The sequence below is a fragment of the Paenibacillus sp. 1001270B_150601_E10 genome (genome assembly GCF_015558675.1).
Classification (GTDB): domain Bacteria; phylum Bacillota; class Bacilli; order Paenibacillales; family Paenibacillaceae; genus Paenibacillus_B.
The window spans coordinates 406,178-423,298 of sequence record NZ_JADMOL010000004.1 but is presented as its reverse complement, the minus strand read 5'-3'; the positions used below and the strand labels follow the sequence as shown (position 1 = coordinate 423,298).

The window sequence follows — 17,121 nt, the reverse complement described above, 5'->3', positions numbered from 1 at the left end:
AAATCATTATCCTCATCTTAACGCTTCAATGCCTGAAATCATTTCTTAGTGTTCAAAATTAAACAGAAATGTCACATAACTGTTATACTCTTTGTTCTCCTCAATATAATTATAGGGTAGTACAACACTCAATCCCATGATGGAAAGGAAGATGCATTGATGTTCAAGTGCTCGACCAAGTCTTCCAAGGTTGTTCTAGCCACCATTCTCTCCCTTGGAATGGCGCTTAGCCTTATCCCGATCTATCCTGCTAAAGCCGAAGAGCGATTAACAAAAAGCAGCGCAGCCGATTCGAGCTCACCAAGCGTTCAAGCACTGAAGGAGAACTTTGCAGTATCCAAAACCATTACGTTAGAGCAGTTTGGCAATCCTGATACAGAGGCTGCTCTTCTCCACCGCACCTTCCCTTCCGGAAAGTATCAAGCTACAGGAATTTATGTAAAGCCCAATGAGACAATCACCCTCAACTTGGCGATCTCAGATGCAACCAAGCTGCCGCGCGTGGCCATTATTAATCCACAAGGCTATTCAGGAAACTATGCTTATCAAGGCGATCATAAGACCCTTCAGCCTGGTACTAACACGTTCTCGTCTTCTAGCGGCGGGCTTGTCTTCCTCTATACGACCTACATCCTGCCTACATCTCCAACAGTCACAATTCAAGGCGGAGAAAATATTCCTTACTTCGTACTTGGACAGCATACGAAGACCGATTGGACCAATATGCTGAGCCAATATCCGAATGCTCCTTGGGTTCAGCTTCAGTCGGATCATGCTTTGATTACGGTAAGCACGGCCAGTGCGAAGCGTTATGTTACCGATCCCGTTGCTTTAATGCAGAAGCATGATCAAGCCATTACGATCGAAGAGAACGTATCCGGCACATCGGATACAGAAACAGCGCCTCATCAGGCTCCGAAGTATCGTCATCATATGGTGGAGTACTTTGCTTCTGATTATTACATGTATGCCTGGTATTACTATACCGCCTATCATACCGATGCCATTAACGCGATCCTTGATCTGAATGCGTTCTCCACGAACGGCTGGGGGCCATGGCATGAGATTGGTCATCAGCATCAGATGGACTCCTGGACATGGGACGGCATGGGCGAGGTTACCGTAAATATTTACAGCATGAACGTTCAAAAGGCTTTCGGCTTGCCATCACGCCTAGAACAGGACGGCATCTATGAAAAAGCATTCGCTTACTTGAATCAATCGACTCGTGATTATCATCAAATCAACGATCTATTCGTTAAGCTGACCATGCTGTGGCAGCTTCAATTGGCCTATGGCGATCAATTCTATCCTGCTCTTCACCGTGCTTATCGAGAGCTTCCTAGCAATCAAATTCCGACTACAAGCGCTGCCAAGGTTCAAACTTTTATTTATATGACTTCCAAAATTGCAGGCCAAGACCTGACTCCATTCTTCAGCAAATGGGGGCTTCCTGCGACACAGGATACCAAAAATAAGATCAATCAGCTTCAAGTTCCGCTGCTCACGGCAGAGATTTGGAAGAATCGAGACAGCAATAATTCCATTAAACCTAAATAATCATTTTCTTTAGAAAAATCGAATATTCGGCTAATGACAACAAAAGGCCGCTGTATAAATCGGAGCTAATTCCGATACATACAGCGGCCTTAAGAATCATGTTAAAAATCGATTAAACCAATACTAATCTGTATGGCATCATCAACCTTGCGCATCGTCTCCTCATCAAGATGAGTGATCTTGTCAGTAAGACGCTGCTTATCAATCGTTCGAATCTGTTCGAGCAAAATGACAGAGTCTCGATCGAAGCCGTGCGTAGCAGCTTCGATCTCCACGTGGGTAGGAAGCTTCGCCTTCTGGATCTGAGCCGTTATGGCTGCTACGATCACTGTAGGACTGAAGCGATTACCGATGTCATTCTGAATAACGAGGACGGGACGCACCCCGCCTTGCTCCGAACCAACCACGGGTGACAAATCGGCAAAAAATACGTCGCCGCGCTTCACGATCAATGTTCTACACCCCACTAACCATTCGGCCTAGAGTGCCATCTGCATCCTCTTCTGCATAGAACGCCTCAGATGCCATCGTTAAATTAATCTTCGCCATCTCCATGTATCCTCTTTGCATGGATTCACGAATATGGCGTTTTTTCCGCTCGCTAAGATATAATTTCATCGCTTGGCGGATGAATTCACTGCGGTTGGAATTCTCGCTCGCGACGATGCCATCCACTTCCTTCAGCAGTTGGTCGGGCAAGCTGATCATAATCCTTTTGGTGTTATGAATATTGGCCACCTGTCCTCGCACCCCCAAAACCTTTACTCCGTTAGTACCATTATGTCGATTGCATAGTAAATTTATACAAAACAATATATATGCCCTATGCAGATGATGTATGTTGATCTATTCTCCATATCACGTATCCAAGCATCCACATGTCTTCGGACACTACTGTATTCGTGATAGAGCTTCCGAATTCCTCTATCGCTGGAAAAAGAATTTAGCTCCAATATAAGGTAAAAACAGGTTCGCCACACATCTGTGCCGATCTACTTAGGCTCCATTATCAGTGGATTATGAATGGTCCGAAGGTGTCCTGATTCCACGTATACGCGCGGTAAACGGTGTGCCAACATACATGCTACCTCGTAATGAATCGTTCCCATATGATCTGCTAGCTCTGCTATTGCAATGCATTCATCGCCTTGTCTGCCAACTAGAATGACTTCTTCACCAGTGTGAATCTCCCTCGCTAGCTCTCCTAATGGACTAAGCGAGATCATGCATTGATCCATGCAAATGGTCCCGACAACGGGAACACGAATGCCTCGAATAAGAACGTCTACCTTTCCGCCTAACAGGCGGGAATATCCATCAGCGTACCCTACAGGCAGGGTCGCAATCCATTCATCTTGCTCTGTTTTATATCGAGCTCCGTAGCTAATCGCTTCGTGAGCCTTCATCTTTTTTACATGGACAACCTGAGTCTTCCAAGCGAGCACTGGCTCAAGCTTAATACGCTGATGATTCACCTCTTTAGATGGATACAGACCGTACAAGCTTATGCCTACTCTCACCATGTCGTGATGATACGCTGATAGATCGATTGCCGCTGCGCTATTGCTTGTATGGACAATTGGAGGCAGCTGCTTAGATTCGATCAGCACCTGCACAGCAGCTTCAAAGCGCTTATGCTGAAGCTCTGTATAGGATTTGTCTTGCTCATCCGCACATGCAAAGTGGGTAAATACCCCCTCTACCTGGACTCCATCGATCGCTCTCAAGCGAGCCACATATGCTGTAAGCTCTTCCGCTGAGCACAATCCGAGGCGCCCCATACCGGAATCCATCTTAACATGGACCTTTAACTGGCGTCCACCGTTCTCAACACACAAATGATTTCCAGCCTCTTCTAGCTTCTCCAATACCTCATAGCTGAACACTGTCAAGGTGATGTTATGGAAATACGCCGACGGAATTCCTTCCGGCGGCGTATAGCCTAGCACTAAGATAGGGATGGAGATGCCTGCATTTCGAAGTTGAATGGCTTCATCTAGAAAAGCAACATTCAGATAATCCACACCTTCCTCTTCTGCCACTCTTGCCACTTCTATTGCTCCATGTCCGTAGGCATTTGCCTTTACACACAAGCTAAGTTTCGTGGCAACAGGCAAGGCTGATCTGAATGCCTGAATGTTGTGACGAAGCGCAGATACATTCACTTCTGCACACGTCGGGCGATAGTACGCTTCCTTATCCATCTTCATCTCCGCTCTCCTCATTCCCGTTCATTGCTTTAACATTCCTATGGTATACCCCATGAAGGAGGACTGTCAACGAACAAGGAGATATTGGATCACATTTATGGATGTATTTAGCGCATTACCCTTTACTTACCTGGTTGATCGACCATGGATTGTGCAATTTTCACCATCTCTTCAGTTGGCAAATCCGCACTTGTAATTTGATATTTGATGCCTTCATCCATCCAAGTCAACGTTTTTTGAGCCTCGCCTGTCAACAAGCCGGCGGTGAATCCAAGATCGATGTATTCGCCTGGAACGACGCCAACTTCCATATCTTTCTGGCGGCTTTCCATAATCGTATACGTATACGTTCCTGTATAGCGCAGCATAACAGCATGATTGTCGCTATTGACTTCCTGCTCATCCTTAAGGGTTACTCCTTCTGGATCGTAGGAAGGCTTGATGATGCCAAATGGTCCTGCAGAGCTTCCGAGATCCTCCACCGCTGCATCCTCTGCCGGCTGCTCCTCTTGTCCCTCTTGCCCTGGAGCAACAACATCCTTGCTAGGCTCTTCCGCTGCGGTGTCCTCCGATGGTACAGCGCTTGTTGCTTCGTCTTCGGCTGCTTGAGTATCCTTCGCACCATCCTCTTCTGACTTCTTGTCACCTTGGCCCTCACCTTCAGTGCCTTCCTTCGAAGGAGCCGGTGTTTTCTCATCTGTTACAGCATCAGTATTCGCTGCATCTTCAGGAAGCGGCAGCGGATCGATGTTGGAGCTAGCCGTCATATTGGCCTGCATATCAAAGGCATCTTTATCGAACTTCTTATTGAATTCGAACTGGTTGAATTTCATCTCAACGACGACTCTTGCCTCAGAATCTGTGACTTGGACCTGCTTTGGCTTATAGTCGCCTTTATCAAGCCAGATCTTTTGCTTCACAAGCGCGTCTGTCTGATAGTTGGCTGCTACTTCAAATACGTAACTGTCGCCTTCCGTTAAGAACTGGCGGCTGTTGTCTTGAAGGATGCTGTGAATCAGCGTTTGATACAAATAAACTTGTCCTTGGTTGTCCGGCCAATCGCTTTGGAAGCGGAAGCTCTTCTTCAAGCTTGGCGTGAGGACAAATACGCCTTCATCATTGCGGAGCACAATTTGCTTGATATCCTTCTTCGTATTCGTTAGCTGAATCCGGTAATAGCTTGGGTCTTGGTATCGAACTTCAACCTGATACTCGAGCGGCTGCTGGCCAGAATACAAGGTCATCGTGCCTATCCCCTCATAACTTTCAAGCTTGCTCATCTTGTTGTCCAAGTCCTTTACTACAGCTTCTGCATCCTTCTGGCCGCAGGCGGCTAACAGAAGCACTACACTCATCATCATGGCTAGTACCCATGTGATCCGACGCATGAGATCATCCCCTCTGACATTTTAAATTCATCGCCTACGTATCGGCTTCATCACTGATAACATGTCTATGAGGGTACTTGGCCAAATATGCAGACTAGCCTGACAAGCATGACAAGCAACTTTTTCAAGGAGTCACAACCATGAAAAAAACACGAAATGCCTTTCCACCATTGAAAACAACGCATATATAAACACAATGACTTCCTTCATAGCATTTCGTTAGGTACTACACTCAGGGATATTTTCAATAGAAGGGGAGTTCAAAACAAGGGTTGAAAACATAGAAAAAGTTACGATATTCAGGCTTCTGAATAAAGGTTATAAATGAATGCAGAGGAAAATATTAGACAATAATCTACACCGTTTCATATAATGGTGATACATACATCGAAACATATCCACTATGACTACTGTCCTATTTTAATCGGATATGCAAGCGTTCTAATCGGCTGATGATCTTACTCGTTCCCCACTTCATACTAGGAGGTAACTTCTTTGCATGGCACTCAAAATGCTGGATTTGCAAGAGAACCATTTTAAATCGCTCAGCACAGAACAGCAGAAAGAAATATACATAGAGTTCTATAACATGTTCTATGCTCCAATCCTGTATATTGTTAAAGAGCATTCTCTCACCGAAGATATTCTTCAGGAATCCTTTTTAAAAGTTATAGATCGAATCCCAAAGGTAGAGAATGAAAATAAGCTCAAAGCATGGCTTAAGGTCGTTACTAAAAATACGGCAATAAATTTTTTGAGAAAAAATAAAAAAAATCGAAACCAAGTCGATCTTGACAGTGTTTTTATAAATGACAACGCAGATTTCGCAACACCGCAAGAGACGATCGAGCAGGAAGTCGAGCTTAAGGCCATGGTTGAGATTGTAGAGCAATGCCTGCAGCACCTAAAGCCTGAGTATCGAGCAATGATAGAGCTCCGCTGGAAGCGCGATATGAGCTATTATGAGATTGCCGACGAGCTCAGCATATCCGAGCAAAAGGTAAAATACACGCTGCATCGGGCACGGGAGGCCATCAAAAAAAGATTGGTAAAGGAATGGGGTGATCATCGTGAAAAAAGATGAATATGAACAGTTATTTGACCATGCTTTTCTTGAAGCAGCAGAACATCATTCCATAACTCCTGATCCTACAGCCTCTTGGCATCGAGTAGAGCAACGACTTAAAAAGAAAAAGACGACCTTCCATCGTCTTCGGATCTTTTCCTTGGTTGCCGCTTCTTTTATTCTAGGAGCTGTCATCTTTGGAACGCCAACCGTTACACAGGCGGTGACTCCTTTTTTTCATTCGATACGAAATCTGGATAGTGACATGATCAGCTTTATCTTCGGTTCAAAAGAGCAAAAGCCTGGTATACCAGCCAAAACCCCTGCTCCGGTTGAAGAAGTGCTAGCTGAGCAGCCTTCTACGCTAGGATCAGATGTACCTGAAGCAGCCTCGGTAGAAGAAGTGTATCATTCTTGGAATGAGGCAGCCAGTCAATTGGCGTTTCATCCCGTTCAAATGGAATACATTCCTGAAGGATATTCGTTATCCGAAGTCCGATTGTTTCATTTGAACCAACATGCCAAAGCGACGGAAGCGATGGCTGTCTATTTCAACTCGTCCAAAGAACGGCTCATCATAAAGTTCACCCAGCTTAAAGGCAATGAGGTGCTTACCTCGCCGCATTACAAAGAAGGCGGGACGTTTGAAGAGATTAAGATTAATAATTTGAACGCGTATCTATATATGAATCAAAATAAAAGGGCCAGCTTGGAATTCTTAAATGCGGGGCTTCATATCTCGATTAACGGCAGTCTTGAGAAGGAAGAGATCATTAAGCTTGCTGAGCATATAAAATAAAGGAAGGGAATGCTCCCTTCCTTTTTTTGTTTCCTCGCCAATCAAGTGACGGATCCTTATTTAATTAAGATGGAATTTGAAACCATAACGCCTTGCTCATATACACTTCCTGTATTAATCCAATGCGTAGACTTGACTCGGAAATAATAGCCTCTAGATACGACCTTCGTCACCTTGTCCTTAAAGTACCAATCATTTGACTTGCTTTTGGTTGTGCTCGTTCCGACATCCGCCCAAACACCGCCTGTCCACATCTGGAGTGTCACTGTTGCGCCTATCGAAGCTACTTGGGAGTAGGACGTCGTGCTCATTTCAATCGTAACCGTTTGATCCCCATTGTCTATAATTTTGGTTTCACCCTGTTCAAGATATTGATTGCTAGGATCAAAGAAGCCAAGAGGAGCAATGATAGACGATGAGAACGGCGATGGTGGAATTTGATTCAAGAAGGTACTTCCTGATGCAAGGGTTTGCGTAGGTTGGAATACGAGCACAAACAGGGTAACAGCAGCAAGCAGCAAAAATTTTACGTTACTTTTTTTCTTCATGATAGAAGACCTCACCTTCGATATGTAATGTTGTTATACGTTCTATACCAAACAACACATTGAAAGGATATTTAGTTGCAGCCATTTTATATGAAAATATGAAAAAAATTCAATTCTATTCCTCATATACGGATCATTCCAGCTTCGATCAACAAAGGAAGGGGCGCTTCTAAAGAAGCCACCCCTTCCTGTTTATGTTGTCTTATTACCTACCCAACATTCCGAATAGGCACGACTATGGACTTAACCGTTATTTCGTCTTGCCCACCCATGCCGCAATATCCTTCACGACTTCAAGCGGTACATTGCCTGGAACATAATATTCTTCTCCAGTCGATGGCTTCTCAGAAGCGATAAAGAGATGGTTCAGCTTATCGTACAGCTTATAATCTACATTCGTACGGTTAGCCAAAGCCTCTTTCCAGCCATCCAGATTCTCTTTACCTACCTGCACGTCATTGCTGCCTTGAATAACGAAGAGCGGTGTCTTCTGATCCTTCGCCACTTCGCCGCCATAATAATTGCGGAAGTCCATCCACCATGCCGCGTTAGGCAGCGGATAATCGGCAGGCAGATTGTCGATGCTGACCTCTTTATTTTTAATCAAGGTGAGCATCTGCTTCATTTGTGTCACCTGCGCTTCAAGCTGAGCAATAGTTGCTTCTGGCAGGTTCGCCTGCTTGCCTCTTTCAAGCTGTGCTTCCATCTGCTTCAGCATCAGATCCTCAAGCGGTCCAGCAGGTGCTGCTGCTACAATTGCTCCCTTAATAAGCCCTGCTTTGTCCTGCTCAATAATGCGAGGAACGAGCATGCCTCCTTGGCTGTGTCCAAGCACGTACAACTGCTTCGCATCAATTCGCTTATCTTGCTTCGCCCATTGCAGTGCTTTAATCGCATCATAGGTGGTTTCTTCATTAACCGTAAACTTTGGATTGCTTGACGATGTAAACGGATACTCACGTGTAATCTTCTCGTAGCGAATCGTTGCCACACCTTCCTGCGCCAGGCCTACCGCTAGATCACGGAATGGCTTGCCTGCGCCAATCGACTCGTCGCGGTCATTCTGTCCTGATCCATGAACAAGCACAACGACTGGGAAAGGTCCCTCTCCCTTAGTCGGGATCGTGAGCGTTCCAGGGAGTGCAAATTGTCCCTCGCCAATAACAATCGCTTCTTCTTTATATTGATCCGCCTTATCATAGGAAGGCGCTTGATATCCCGCGCTCGCGACGACTGGGAAATAGATGTCTGCGATCTGTCCGTCCTTCACGCGAAGCTCAGCTTGCATAAAGCCCTCTTTTGTCGTCTTGATAAGGGCATTTACATGCACCGACGTGCCCACATCCTTCACTTCCACTGAAGCAAGACGGGAAGGCACACCAAAGAGTGACCGGAGTTGTTCAACAAGCGGAGTTATTGACGTTTGAGGGAGAGCCTTCTGCAATTCAGGTGTGAACGAAGCGGATAACATTTCCCAATTCTCAGTTGGGACAGGCGTCTTTAACATGGCTTTACGAAGCGCATAGGTAAATTGCCCTGCCATCGTCTTATAGTCTTTTGCATCTGCTATAATCCTATCGCCCCTCCATTCCCCGCTTACTTCAAGGGCTTCAGATAGATCCTTCCACGTTACCGCAAGCACAGGTCGATCCTGAAAGTTGATCATCGTGATCGGTTGATGAAGGGTATAAGTGGAATCATTCAATTGCGATTCTAATTGCTTCTTCGTTAGCTTCCATACACGATCGCCATAGGTAACTTTAACCGATTGGGTCATCACATCCCACTCTACGTAAGCTCCAATCGATTCTGCCGCTTGTCGCAGCGGAATATATCCTTGTTCGGCATTTGATGCCGATGTTGACACACTTGGTTGCGAGAGCTTCAATCTATCATCAGACGCTTGGGCGACTAGCGCCGGTGACAGCGCTCCCACAAATAAACTCATTGCCAATACAAAGCTCCAATGCTGTGGTCTCATTCTATTCGTCTCTCCTTTTCGTACCAAACGATAATATAGGAAACCTGATACAAAATACATTTTGCTACAGCATAATTCGGCCTTCTAATAAAAAGTTTATCATGCGCATTATCACTCTGCAAATGAACCGGTCAAAGGTTCCGTGAAGTATGCACTAATAACCAATACACGTTTCGTTCATTGATGAAACATCAACTTCGAACGAATTTCTTCAATAGCTACTTCGCTATCACCTTTGTGGAATAAAATAGCTAGGCCTCTGCCCATAATAAAACGGGCTATTTCACTACCATTTCAGAGGAGCTGAAATTCATGAAAAAAGGGATGCTGTCCCTATTAATGTTTACGTTTCTAATCGTTGGCGTTATGCCAGTAAGTACACAAGCCGCCGCCAAAGAAACCCACTCCGCAAATGCCATTAGTCCGGCTATGGTTAAGCTTCATGACGACCTTCGCAAGTTATGGATAGATCATACGATCTGGACCCATAACTATATCGTTAGTGCTATTGCTGGATTAGAAGATCAGCAGGATGTCTTAGAAAGACTGCTGCGTAACCAACAGGATATCGGGAATGCCATCAAACCTTATTACGGCGAGGCAGCAGGCAATCAGCTAGCTGAATTGCTAAGAGAGCATATCCTTCTTGCTGGCAAAGTAGTGGATGCGGCAAAGAGCGGCAATCAAGCTGATCTTGATAAGTACAACAAAGAATGGTTCCGCAATGCGGATGATATCGCCAAGTTCCTAAGCAGCGCCAATCCAAATTGGTCGCAAAAAGAACTTCAGGATATGCTGCATGCTCACTTAACATTCATCACCGAACAAGTTACGGCTCGACTGAAAAAAGACTGGAAAGCAGAAATCCTTGCCTCTGATAAAGGGGAAGACCACATGATTATGTTCGCGGATATTTTGACTCAGGGCATTATCAAACAGTTCCCTGACAAGTTCAAATAATAAGTTTTTTAAGAAGAGGCGGTTGCTGTTTGCAATGCCTCTTCTTTGACTTCGGCTCATTCCCACGTACTAATGGGTTCCCTCGTATACGACGCTTTGTTCATACAGTGCCTCTATTAGGTGTTTCACAACGTCGACCTTATCTTGAATCATCTCAACATCCGGCTTTTTCGCGGATTCTTTATACGTAAGCGTCGCCATGTTCCCTTTAATCTTTAAACGAATATCCGAGAACGGGTGCACGAGCAGATCATCTGCAAACGGTTCGTACTTCAGGATGGCTCGCAGAATGCTTGGATGGCTGGCTCCAGCCTTGAACACCTTCGCGAGCAGATGATTGGGCATCGTCGTTTCACGGTAGTCACGATCAAACGCATGCAGCGCTAGCTGTTTCTTGGAGACAAGGTAAAACTTCAGCTTTCGTCTTGGTCGAAAGTCATAGGTGACCACGACGTATTCCTGACTACCGCTTGAACCATGATCGCCCGAGTCTACGACTCTAACTTTAAGCTCCCCTCTCCCATGGCTAAGATTAACCTTAGCAGCTTGGGGAGTGTATTTAAATCCTTTTAAGGAGGCGGAATGAAAGGTTCCTCCCGCCTCATGTGCATACTGGCGAAGCAATCGCGTGCTCTTCGGCTCCCAACGCTTCGATGCTGTGGATGATGACATCGATTACTCCTCCTTCCTGCTGTCCCTAGACTTCGGTGAAGGGAGTCGCCCTGCATCTCGCAGAGCTTCCCGGAGCAAAAATTCAATATGACCATTCACGCTTCGGAATTCGTCCGCTGCCCAGCGCTCCAAAGCCTCATACAACATCGGGTCAAGGCGCAGAGGGAAGCTCTTCTTTTTACCTGCCATCGTGAATGGAGACTCCCATTAGTATAGAGTGCTCGTGTTAATGACCGGCTGGGCAGAGCGGTCTGACACGACAGCAACTAGCAGGTTATTAATCATAGCAGCCTTGCGTTCTTCATCCAATTCAACAGCACCTTCAGCCTCTAAGCGCTGAATAGCAAGCTGTACCATGGATACGGCACCTTCCACGATCTTCTCTCGCGCAGAAATGATCGCTGTAGCCTGCTGACGCTGAAGCATCGCACTTGCAATTTCTGTAGAGTACGCAAGGTGAGTCAATCGGGACTCGATAACCTGCACACCCGCTACGCCAAGGCGATTCTGAAGCTCATCGCTAAGCTCCATCGCGATCTCCTCTGCATTGCTGCGAAGAGAGAAGCCTGCTCCTTCCGCACCGTCATACGGATACTTGCTTGCCACATGGCGAAGTGCGGTCTCGCTTTGAATTTCGACGAAAGTTTCGTACTCATCTACTTCGAACAACGCCTTTGCGGAATCAACTACGGAGAACACGACCACAGCTGCGATCTCGATTGGGTTGCCGTCGACATCATTAACCTTCAGCTTCGCACTGTTGAAGTTGCGGACGCGAAGCGATACTTTCTTACGAGCAGACCATGGAACCGTCATATAGAAGCCACTCTCGCGAATAACGCCTAAATACTTACCAAAGAAAGTGATCACATTCGCTTGATTCGGCTGCACCACCGTTAACCCTGTTAATAAAAGCACTGCTACCGCAATTAAAAAAGCACCGATGATAACAGGAATCGTCTGTTGGACTAAAATGGCTAACACACCGCCCGCTGTCAAGATAACGATCAGCAACAGCCCTAGAAAACCATTAATTCGGGAACACTCCTTCTCTTTAAACATTTACCCCACTCCTTTATATTGTTTTGATATTTTTATGATATCACTTTTTACTAATATTGTAAACCTAAGATTAAAAAAGATTCTTATGAATTATCAGGTCAGGCATGAATGGTTTAAGGTCCATGAAGCAGCAAGGGCATGCATGCTCAGATGCAGCAAAAAAAGCCGCTGCCGGGGTAGTTGGGCAAGCGGTAGAGGACGGACATATGAGCGAACATATGACCGTTGCACGCTAATTTATACGGCCAAAGCGGTTGGTCTTGATTCTAATCAGGGAAATGGTGCGGGTTGCCGGGAAGGCGATGGCAGTTAGAGGAGTTAGAGGCGGTCATTTCATCATTAAAACAAGAAAAGAAGGGGATCCCCCTTCTCTCTTCCATGAACCCTTAGCAACTATATGGCCAAAGGCGATATTGGAATGGTTTTCAAACGTAAATCTTCTACGGTGTTTACTCTAGCAAATTATGGTATGATAGTAACACAACTGAATCGGCTTTCAAGGGCGGTTGCTATGATCTCCGAAAGGAGGTGATAGCATGACAGTATACGAGGCGTTAACACTGATGCTTTCCTTCGGGACATTTGTCGTCTTGATTCTGTCCTTCCATAAAAGGAAATGAGCCGCCCTTGACCTAGGATAACGGCTCATTCTTGAGTACCTTCCGTATAGCCACCGCCTTTGAAGCGGCAGTTGTGGGGATTCGTGTTACCAGCACGAGTCCCTTTATTATTCTTATCATAGCACAGCCTGCCCTATACCTCAATCTTCCAATCCTTGTTGTTCGTGACCCGTCCCCCTCAGCAGCATGAAGCCGTATAGCGTTTCACGATGAATTCAATGGAATGAATTAATTATTTAGTGAACATTTGTTGAATCATAACTACTTATAAAACAGATCCGCCCCGCGCTATTTTTTTGGATGCCTTTCCAGAAATAAAAAAACCGAAGACACCGTTGTTATTGTCAACAGCGTCTTCGGCTTGCAGTATCATATTAATATTTTTATTTACCCTTCCCAAACCATCGCTTCTCCCACTGCAAGGCTCTTTTGCACATCCAAAATACGCTGATTGCGCGAGCCACGAAACCGCAGCGTAAGGTCACGCTCTTCCAAGACAAACTTGCCATCGATTAACACATCGATATAGCCGATCATGGACCGTTTGGTCTCACAAGCCATAATTTCATCGAAGGTATAGCCTGTCCAGCACCAGACGTCTTTGTCCTTGCATTCCCGCTTCACACGGTCCAACAGAGGAAGAAGCCCCTCCACATTGGCGAAGGGCTCGCCACCGAGCAGGGACAATCCGCTCATTCGAATATCCGGTGCATTCAGATCCTGAATGATCTGATCCTCAAGCTCCTTCGTATACACACTGCCATAATTGTAATTCCAGGCAGGAGCGTTAAAGCAGCCCTTGCAGTGATGAGGACAACCGCTCACAAACAGGCTGCATCGCATCCCGATCCCATTTAACAGGTCAAACTTCTTATAATCCGCAACATGCATCTTAAAAGCCCCGCTTACATATGCTTCTTGCGGCTTTGAATTTCAAGGCGGCGCCCCTTGATCACCGGACGCTGAATGACAGAACCCAAATATCCGCATAGTCGTCTAACGCAAGAAGAGGTTTGAGGGTTGTTGTTGCCGCAATTCGGGCATTGGAAACCAATTTCCGTCGATTCAAACTCTCCTTCGTAGCTGCACTCATAGCAGCGGTCAATCGGCGTATTGGTTCCGAAATATCCAACACGGTCATAAGCATAATCCCATACTGCTTCAAGCCCCTTCGGATTGTTGATCAGTGACGGGAATTCAACATAATGAATGAATCCGCCAGACGAGTAAAACGGATAATCCTTCTCAAAATCAATTTTCTCAAATGGATCTGGACTTTTCCGAACATCGTAATGGAAGGAGTTCGTATAATAATCTTTATCCGTAATATGTTCAATCGAGCCAAACTTCGCTTTATCGAGACGACAGAAGCGGTCTGTCAAGGATTCGGATGGCGTACCGTACAACCCGTAGGCAAAGCCGGATTCATCCTTCCAAGCATTCACGGCATCCTTCATCGTGGACAGCACTTGGATGCTGAACGCCTTCGCCTCTGGATTCTGCTGCCAGTCGTTGCCGAAAAATACCGTTACAACTTCATGAAGGCCAATATAGCCTAAAGATACGGTCGCACGACCATTTTCGAAGATATCCATCACTCGATCATCGACATCAAGACGTTTGCCGGTTGCTCCATACTGATACAGAATCGGCGCATTCTGCGGATGTGCCTTCTCGAGTGTCGAGATTCGGTACTCCAATGCCTCATGAGAGAGCTCGAGCTTATCCTGCAGAAGCTTCCAGAACGTCTCCTGATCTCCGCCAGATGCTATCGCGATACGCGGCAGATTCAGCGTCACCACGCCCAAATTGTTGCGTCCGTCTGTAATGTATTCGCCATTCTCCTGGTAGGAAGACAGGAAAGAACGGCAGCCCATAGGTGCTTTAAAGTCGCCTGTGATCTCTACAATCTTGTCATAGCTCAAAATATCTGGGTACATGCGCTTCGTTGCGCATTCGAGCGCCAACTGCTTTATATCATAGTTTGGATCCTGGGGCTCAAGGTTAACGCCTCGCTTCAGCGTGAACACCAGCTTAGGGAATACCGCCGTCTTCTTGCCGCGACCAAGTCCATCGATGCGTATCTGCATCATGCTCTTCTGAATCTCACGGCAGTACCAAGACGTTCCAAGACCGAAGTTAATGGTCAAAAATGGCGTTTGTCCATTCGAGTTGTATAGCGTATTGATCTCATATTCCAATGCCTGCATGGAATCATAGATCTCTTTCTTGGTCATCTTGCGGGCGTATTCATCCTGCTTCGAATCATCCTCGATCCATAGCTTCGACTCGGTCAGATGCTTGATATACGACTTCTCCGCATAAGGCTCCAGCACCTCGTCCGCACGATTGAAGGATGTCCCCCCATAGATGTTCGAGGACACATTCGCCACGATCTGCGAGACGAGTGCCGTCGCAGTAGAGATTGACTTCGGCGTCTCTACATCCGCGTTGCCAATGGTAAAGCCATTCTCCAGCATGCCTTTAAAATCTATCAGCATACAGTTGTACATGGAGAAGAAAGGCGAGTAATCCAAGTCATGAAAATGAAGATCTCCGCTCACATGCGCATCCACAATGTGCTTGGGCAGCATTTTACGAAGCGCATAATCCTTCGCGACTACACCAGCAAGCAAATCCCGCTTCGTGTTGAACACATTCGCATCCTTGTTGCCGTTCTCGTTCGTCACGGTCTCGTCCATTTGAACAAGCTCGCTGATCTTCTTATCGATGCTGTTAATCTTATGTCTGAATTCATTCCGCTCATGGCGATAACGAATATAAGCCTTCGCGAGTTCCTTATTCTTCGACTTCATCAGCTCAAGCTCCACAAGCTCCTGAATCGCTTCAACCGTTGCTTCCTTCTGCTTAAGCAGCTTATGCTCGACGGCATCTGCCACATGACGGGCAAGCTGTCCATCGTCCTCCATACGGATTGCGACCATCGCCTTGCTAACGGCGTTCACAATCTTTTGATTATCGAATTCTGCTGTTCGACCATCTCTTTTTATAATCTGCATGGTTTCACCCTCGCTTATGTTATACGTGCTTGAGCATGCTGCGAGCGGGCTCGCGATCCAAGGCATGCTGCACGCTCTGCCGACATTCCCCCGAGAAGCTGGTGATTTCGGCTGAAAGATATGTCCTTCACCCTGTATGCCCTCCATCAATTGAGATAGAAAAGATGGACAGGCTCTCCAAACTCCCGGCATATTAGTATAACGCTGAGTGGCCTTCGCTGCCTGTGATGTGGATAACGATTTTAGTGAAATTTTTAAGCAAATTTTACGTTTTGATGATCAATTGTGGAGAATGATTATTAATCAAGAGCGCTGTTTTCCTCATAGAAAAGAGGTCCTTCACGCTTGAACGCACCGGAATGCGCGTATCCAAACGCTCAAGAACCTCTTGAAGCACCCTATAAACCTGTTCATACATACAAAATGCCTGTTGTCCGGCAGCTTTACACTTGCAGCTGTCACCTTTCTCTACAGGTAGAACCGTCCGTTAAGATGTTCATCGTCATGATCCCATGCTCTTATAACGGCTCCGGATCATCCAGCCCCGCTCCTTGCGGCGCAGATACTTCGGTAACCCTTGGTATACCCGAACGGCTTCCTGCCATGCTGCCTTTGCCTCGGTCTTCCGGTCCATCTGCGCATAAAGAATTCCCATGCGATAATAAACCTCGCAGGAGGAGGAGTTAAGCAGCTTCAACTCATTCAACTCATGCAGCGCCTTCGTCTTGTCGGCTGCAGAATACAGAGCCGCCAGTCGCAAATAAGGCTCGCCGTACTTCACCCTCGGGTTCAACTCTAATGCTTCCCGTATTGCGGCCTCCCCTAAGGAACTATCTCCTGTATGCAAATAGGCTGTCCCAAGGTCGTCCAAATACTCAGCCGACTGGTCCATCCGATCCCGAATCGGCTCCAGCACCTCACGCGCCTCCCGATAACGCTTTGATTCGATAAGAAGGTGTCCAAGCTCCTGCTTTGCAGACAGATTGTGCGGGCTTATGCTAAGCTCCTGCTTCAGCTTCCCGATCCGCTGTCTTCTCTTGATCGGCCGAATCAGACTTGGGGATATCCCGATAAAGCGGCGATCCAATACATACGCAATAATGAGCAATACAATAATCGCTACAAATGGATTTCCGAGCAGGAACCACAGCAGACTAAACAAGGCAAACTTCGCCAAACTTTCCCCTCCCTCAGCAAACTACGACTATCATAGCATATTTCTATTTTGTGGAATA

The 17,121-nt window shown here is 46.3% G+C and carries 18 protein-coding genes; 6 read left to right on the top strand and 12 right to left on the bottom strand.

The window, feature by feature from the left end:
• Positions 1-159 precede the first annotated feature (159 nt).
• Positions 160-1,560, top strand: coding sequence for a M60 family metallopeptidase (locus I2H74_RS13120; RefSeq protein ID WP_195574399.1), 1,401 nt, complete (start codon positions 160-162; stop codon positions 1,558-1,560).
• Between the two features lie 101 nt (positions 1,561-1,661).
• On the opposite strand, the gene I2H74_RS13115 is transcribed toward I2H74_RS13120, so the two are convergent.
• The 4 genes from I2H74_RS13115 to I2H74_RS13100 form a co-directional block, all read right to left on the bottom strand.
• Positions 1,662-2,012 (bottom strand): type II toxin-antitoxin system PemK/MazF family toxin, encoded by a 351-nt coding sequence (locus I2H74_RS13115; RefSeq protein WP_085494308.1) that lies wholly within the window; start codon positions 2,010-2,012, stop codon positions 1,662-1,664.
• 4 nt (positions 2,013-2,016) lie between these two features.
• Entirely contained in the window at positions 2,017-2,298 is a 282-nt protein-coding gene (locus I2H74_RS13110) for a CopG family ribbon-helix-helix protein (protein ID WP_085494559.1), read from the bottom strand.
• A gap of 254 nt (positions 2,299-2,552) precedes the next feature.
• A complete protein-coding gene (alr, locus tag I2H74_RS13105) occupies positions 2,553-3,770 on the bottom strand; it encodes an alanine racemase (protein ID WP_229106621.1) in 1,218 nt (405 codons plus the stop codon).
• A 122-nt stretch (positions 3,771-3,892) separates the two neighbouring features.
• Entirely contained in the window at positions 3,893-5,158 is a 1,266-nt protein-coding gene (locus I2H74_RS13100) for a DUF4367 domain-containing protein (RefSeq protein WP_195574398.1), read from the bottom strand.
• 499 nt (positions 5,159-5,657) lie between these two features.
• Here I2H74_RS13100 and I2H74_RS13095 point away from each other — a divergent pair, with 499 nt between their 5' ends.
• Both I2H74_RS13095 and I2H74_RS25150 read left to right on the top strand, forming a co-directional pair.
• A complete protein-coding gene (locus tag I2H74_RS13095; protein ID WP_195574397.1) occupies positions 5,658-6,242 on the top strand; it encodes an RNA polymerase sigma factor in 585 nt (194 codons plus the stop codon).
• Positions 6,229-7,023: a DUF4367 domain-containing protein gene (locus tag I2H74_RS25150; protein WP_195574396.1), complete on the top strand. Its 795-nt coding sequence runs from the start codon at positions 6,229-6,231 to the stop codon at positions 7,021-7,023. Before I2H74_RS13095 ends, I2H74_RS25150 begins: the two co-directional genes overlap by 14 nt.
• Positions 7,024-7,079: 56 nt before the next feature.
• On the opposite strand, the gene I2H74_RS13085 is transcribed toward I2H74_RS25150, so the two are convergent.
• Both I2H74_RS13085 and I2H74_RS13080 read right to left on the bottom strand, forming a co-directional pair.
• Positions 7,080-7,571 carry a hypothetical protein gene (locus tag I2H74_RS13085; RefSeq protein ID WP_195574395.1) on the bottom strand — a complete coding sequence of 164 codons (492 nt, stop codon included), beginning with the start codon at positions 7,569-7,571 and terminating at the stop codon, positions 7,080-7,082.
• 250 nt (positions 7,572-7,821) lie between these two features.
• Positions 7,822-9,552 (bottom strand): alpha/beta fold hydrolase, encoded by a 1,731-nt coding sequence (locus I2H74_RS13080; RefSeq protein ID WP_195574394.1) that lies wholly within the window; start codon positions 9,550-9,552, stop codon positions 7,822-7,824.
• A gap of 312 nt (positions 9,553-9,864) precedes the next feature.
• On the opposite strand from I2H74_RS13080, the gene I2H74_RS13075 reads away from it, so the two are divergent.
• On the top strand, positions 9,865-10,512 hold the full coding sequence (locus I2H74_RS13075) for a glycosyltransferase (protein WP_195574393.1): 648 nt from the start codon (positions 9,865-9,867) through the stop codon (positions 10,510-10,512).
• Between the two features lie 69 nt (positions 10,513-10,581).
• Here I2H74_RS13075 and I2H74_RS13070 read toward each other — a convergent pair whose 3' ends face one another.
• From I2H74_RS13070 to I2H74_RS13060, 3 genes are read right to left on the bottom strand one after another with little or no spacing between them, the layout of a single operon-like run.
• On the bottom strand, positions 10,582-11,184 hold the full coding sequence (locus I2H74_RS13070; protein WP_195574392.1) for a hypothetical protein: 603 nt from the start codon (positions 11,182-11,184) through the stop codon (positions 10,582-10,584).
• Positions 11,185-11,187: 3 nt separating this feature from the next.
• Positions 11,188-11,373 (bottom strand): toxin-antitoxin system HicB family antitoxin, encoded by a 186-nt coding sequence (locus I2H74_RS13065; protein ID WP_195574391.1) that lies wholly within the window; start codon positions 11,371-11,373, stop codon positions 11,188-11,190.
• Between the two features lie 18 nt (positions 11,374-11,391).
• Positions 11,392-12,246: an SPFH domain-containing protein gene (locus I2H74_RS13060; RefSeq protein WP_195574390.1), complete on the bottom strand. Its 855-nt coding sequence runs from the start codon at positions 12,244-12,246 to the stop codon at positions 11,392-11,394.
• 104 nt (positions 12,247-12,350) lie between these two features.
• On the opposite strand from I2H74_RS13060, the gene I2H74_RS25020 reads away from it, so the two are divergent.
• The gene (locus I2H74_RS25020; RefSeq protein WP_267490736.1) at positions 12,351-12,482 is read left to right on the top strand and encodes a hypothetical protein; all 132 of its coding nucleotides are present in this window, start codon (positions 12,351-12,353) and stop codon (positions 12,480-12,482) included.
• A 300-nt stretch (positions 12,483-12,782) separates the two neighbouring features.
• Positions 12,783-12,866 (top strand): putative holin-like toxin, encoded by an 84-nt coding sequence (locus I2H74_RS25295; RefSeq protein WP_169027617.1) that lies wholly within the window; start codon positions 12,783-12,785, stop codon positions 12,864-12,866.
• 387 nt (positions 12,867-13,253) lie between these two features.
• Here the strand turns inward: I2H74_RS25295 and nrdG are convergent, their stop codons facing one another.
• The 3 genes from nrdG to I2H74_RS13040 all read right to left on the bottom strand — a co-directional run bounded on the left by nrdG (position 13,254) and on the right by I2H74_RS13040 (position 17,063).
• The gene (nrdG, locus tag I2H74_RS13050; protein WP_195574389.1) at positions 13,254-13,757 is read right to left on the bottom strand and encodes an anaerobic ribonucleoside-triphosphate reductase activating protein; all 504 of its coding nucleotides are present in this window, start codon (positions 13,755-13,757) and stop codon (positions 13,254-13,256) included.
• Between the two features lie 14 nt (positions 13,758-13,771).
• Positions 13,772-15,886 carry an anaerobic ribonucleoside-triphosphate reductase gene (gene nrdD / locus I2H74_RS13045; protein WP_229106620.1) on the bottom strand — a complete coding sequence of 705 codons (2,115 nt, stop codon included), beginning with the start codon at positions 15,884-15,886 and terminating at the stop codon, positions 13,772-13,774.
• Positions 15,887-16,388: 502 nt separating this feature from the next.
• Entirely contained in the window at positions 16,389-17,063 is a 675-nt protein-coding gene (locus I2H74_RS13040) for a tetratricopeptide repeat protein (protein ID WP_195574388.1), read from the bottom strand.
• Positions 17,064-17,121: the final 58 nt, after the last annotated feature.

Excerpts from the sequence above, each read along its gene's own strand:
- nrdG (WP_195574389.1), bottom strand. The coding sequence starts at position 13,757 with ATGCATGTTGCGGATTATAAGAAGTTTGACCTGTTAAATGGGATCGGG.
- I2H74_RS25295 (WP_169027617.1), top strand. The coding sequence starts at position 12,783 with ATGACAGTATACGAGGCGTTAACACTGATGCTTTCCTTCGGGACATTT.
- I2H74_RS13095 (WP_195574397.1), top strand. The coding sequence starts at position 5,658 with ATGGCACTCAAAATGCTGGATTTGCAAGAGAACCATTTTAAATCGCTC.
- I2H74_RS13080 (WP_195574394.1), bottom strand. The coding sequence starts at position 9,552 with ATGAGACCACAGCATTGGAGCTTTGTATTGGCAATGAGTTTATTTGTG.
- I2H74_RS13120 (WP_195574399.1), top strand. The coding sequence starts at position 160 with ATGTTCAAGTGCTCGACCAAGTCTTCCAAGGTTGTTCTAGCCACCATT.
- I2H74_RS13070 (WP_195574392.1), bottom strand. The coding sequence starts at position 11,184 with ATGTCATCATCCACAGCATCGAAGCGTTGGGAGCCGAAGAGCACGCGA.
- I2H74_RS13060 (WP_195574390.1), bottom strand. The coding sequence starts at position 12,246 with ATGTTTAAAGAGAAGGAGTGTTCCCGAATTAATGGTTTTCTAGGGCTG.
- I2H74_RS13085 (WP_195574395.1), bottom strand. The coding sequence starts at position 7,571 with ATGAAGAAAAAAAGTAACGTAAAATTTTTGCTGCTTGCTGCTGTTACC.
- nrdD (WP_229106620.1), bottom strand. The coding sequence starts at position 15,886 with ATGCAGATTATAAAAAGAGATGGTCGAACAGCAGAATTCGATAATCAA.
- I2H74_RS13065 (WP_195574391.1), bottom strand. The coding sequence starts at position 11,373 with ATGGCAGGTAAAAAGAAGAGCTTCCCTCTGCGCCTTGACCCGATGTTG.
- I2H74_RS13075 (WP_195574393.1), top strand. The coding sequence starts at position 9,865 with ATGAAAAAAGGGATGCTGTCCCTATTAATGTTTACGTTTCTAATCGTT.
- alr (WP_229106621.1), bottom strand. The coding sequence starts at position 3,770 with ATGAAGATGGATAAGGAAGCGTACTATCGCCCGACGTGTGCAGAAGTG.
- I2H74_RS25020 (WP_267490736.1), top strand. The coding sequence starts at position 12,351 with ATGAATGGTTTAAGGTCCATGAAGCAGCAAGGGCATGCATGCTCAGAT.
- I2H74_RS13100 (WP_195574398.1), bottom strand. The coding sequence starts at position 5,158 with ATGCGTCGGATCACATGGGTACTAGCCATGATGATGAGTGTAGTGCTT.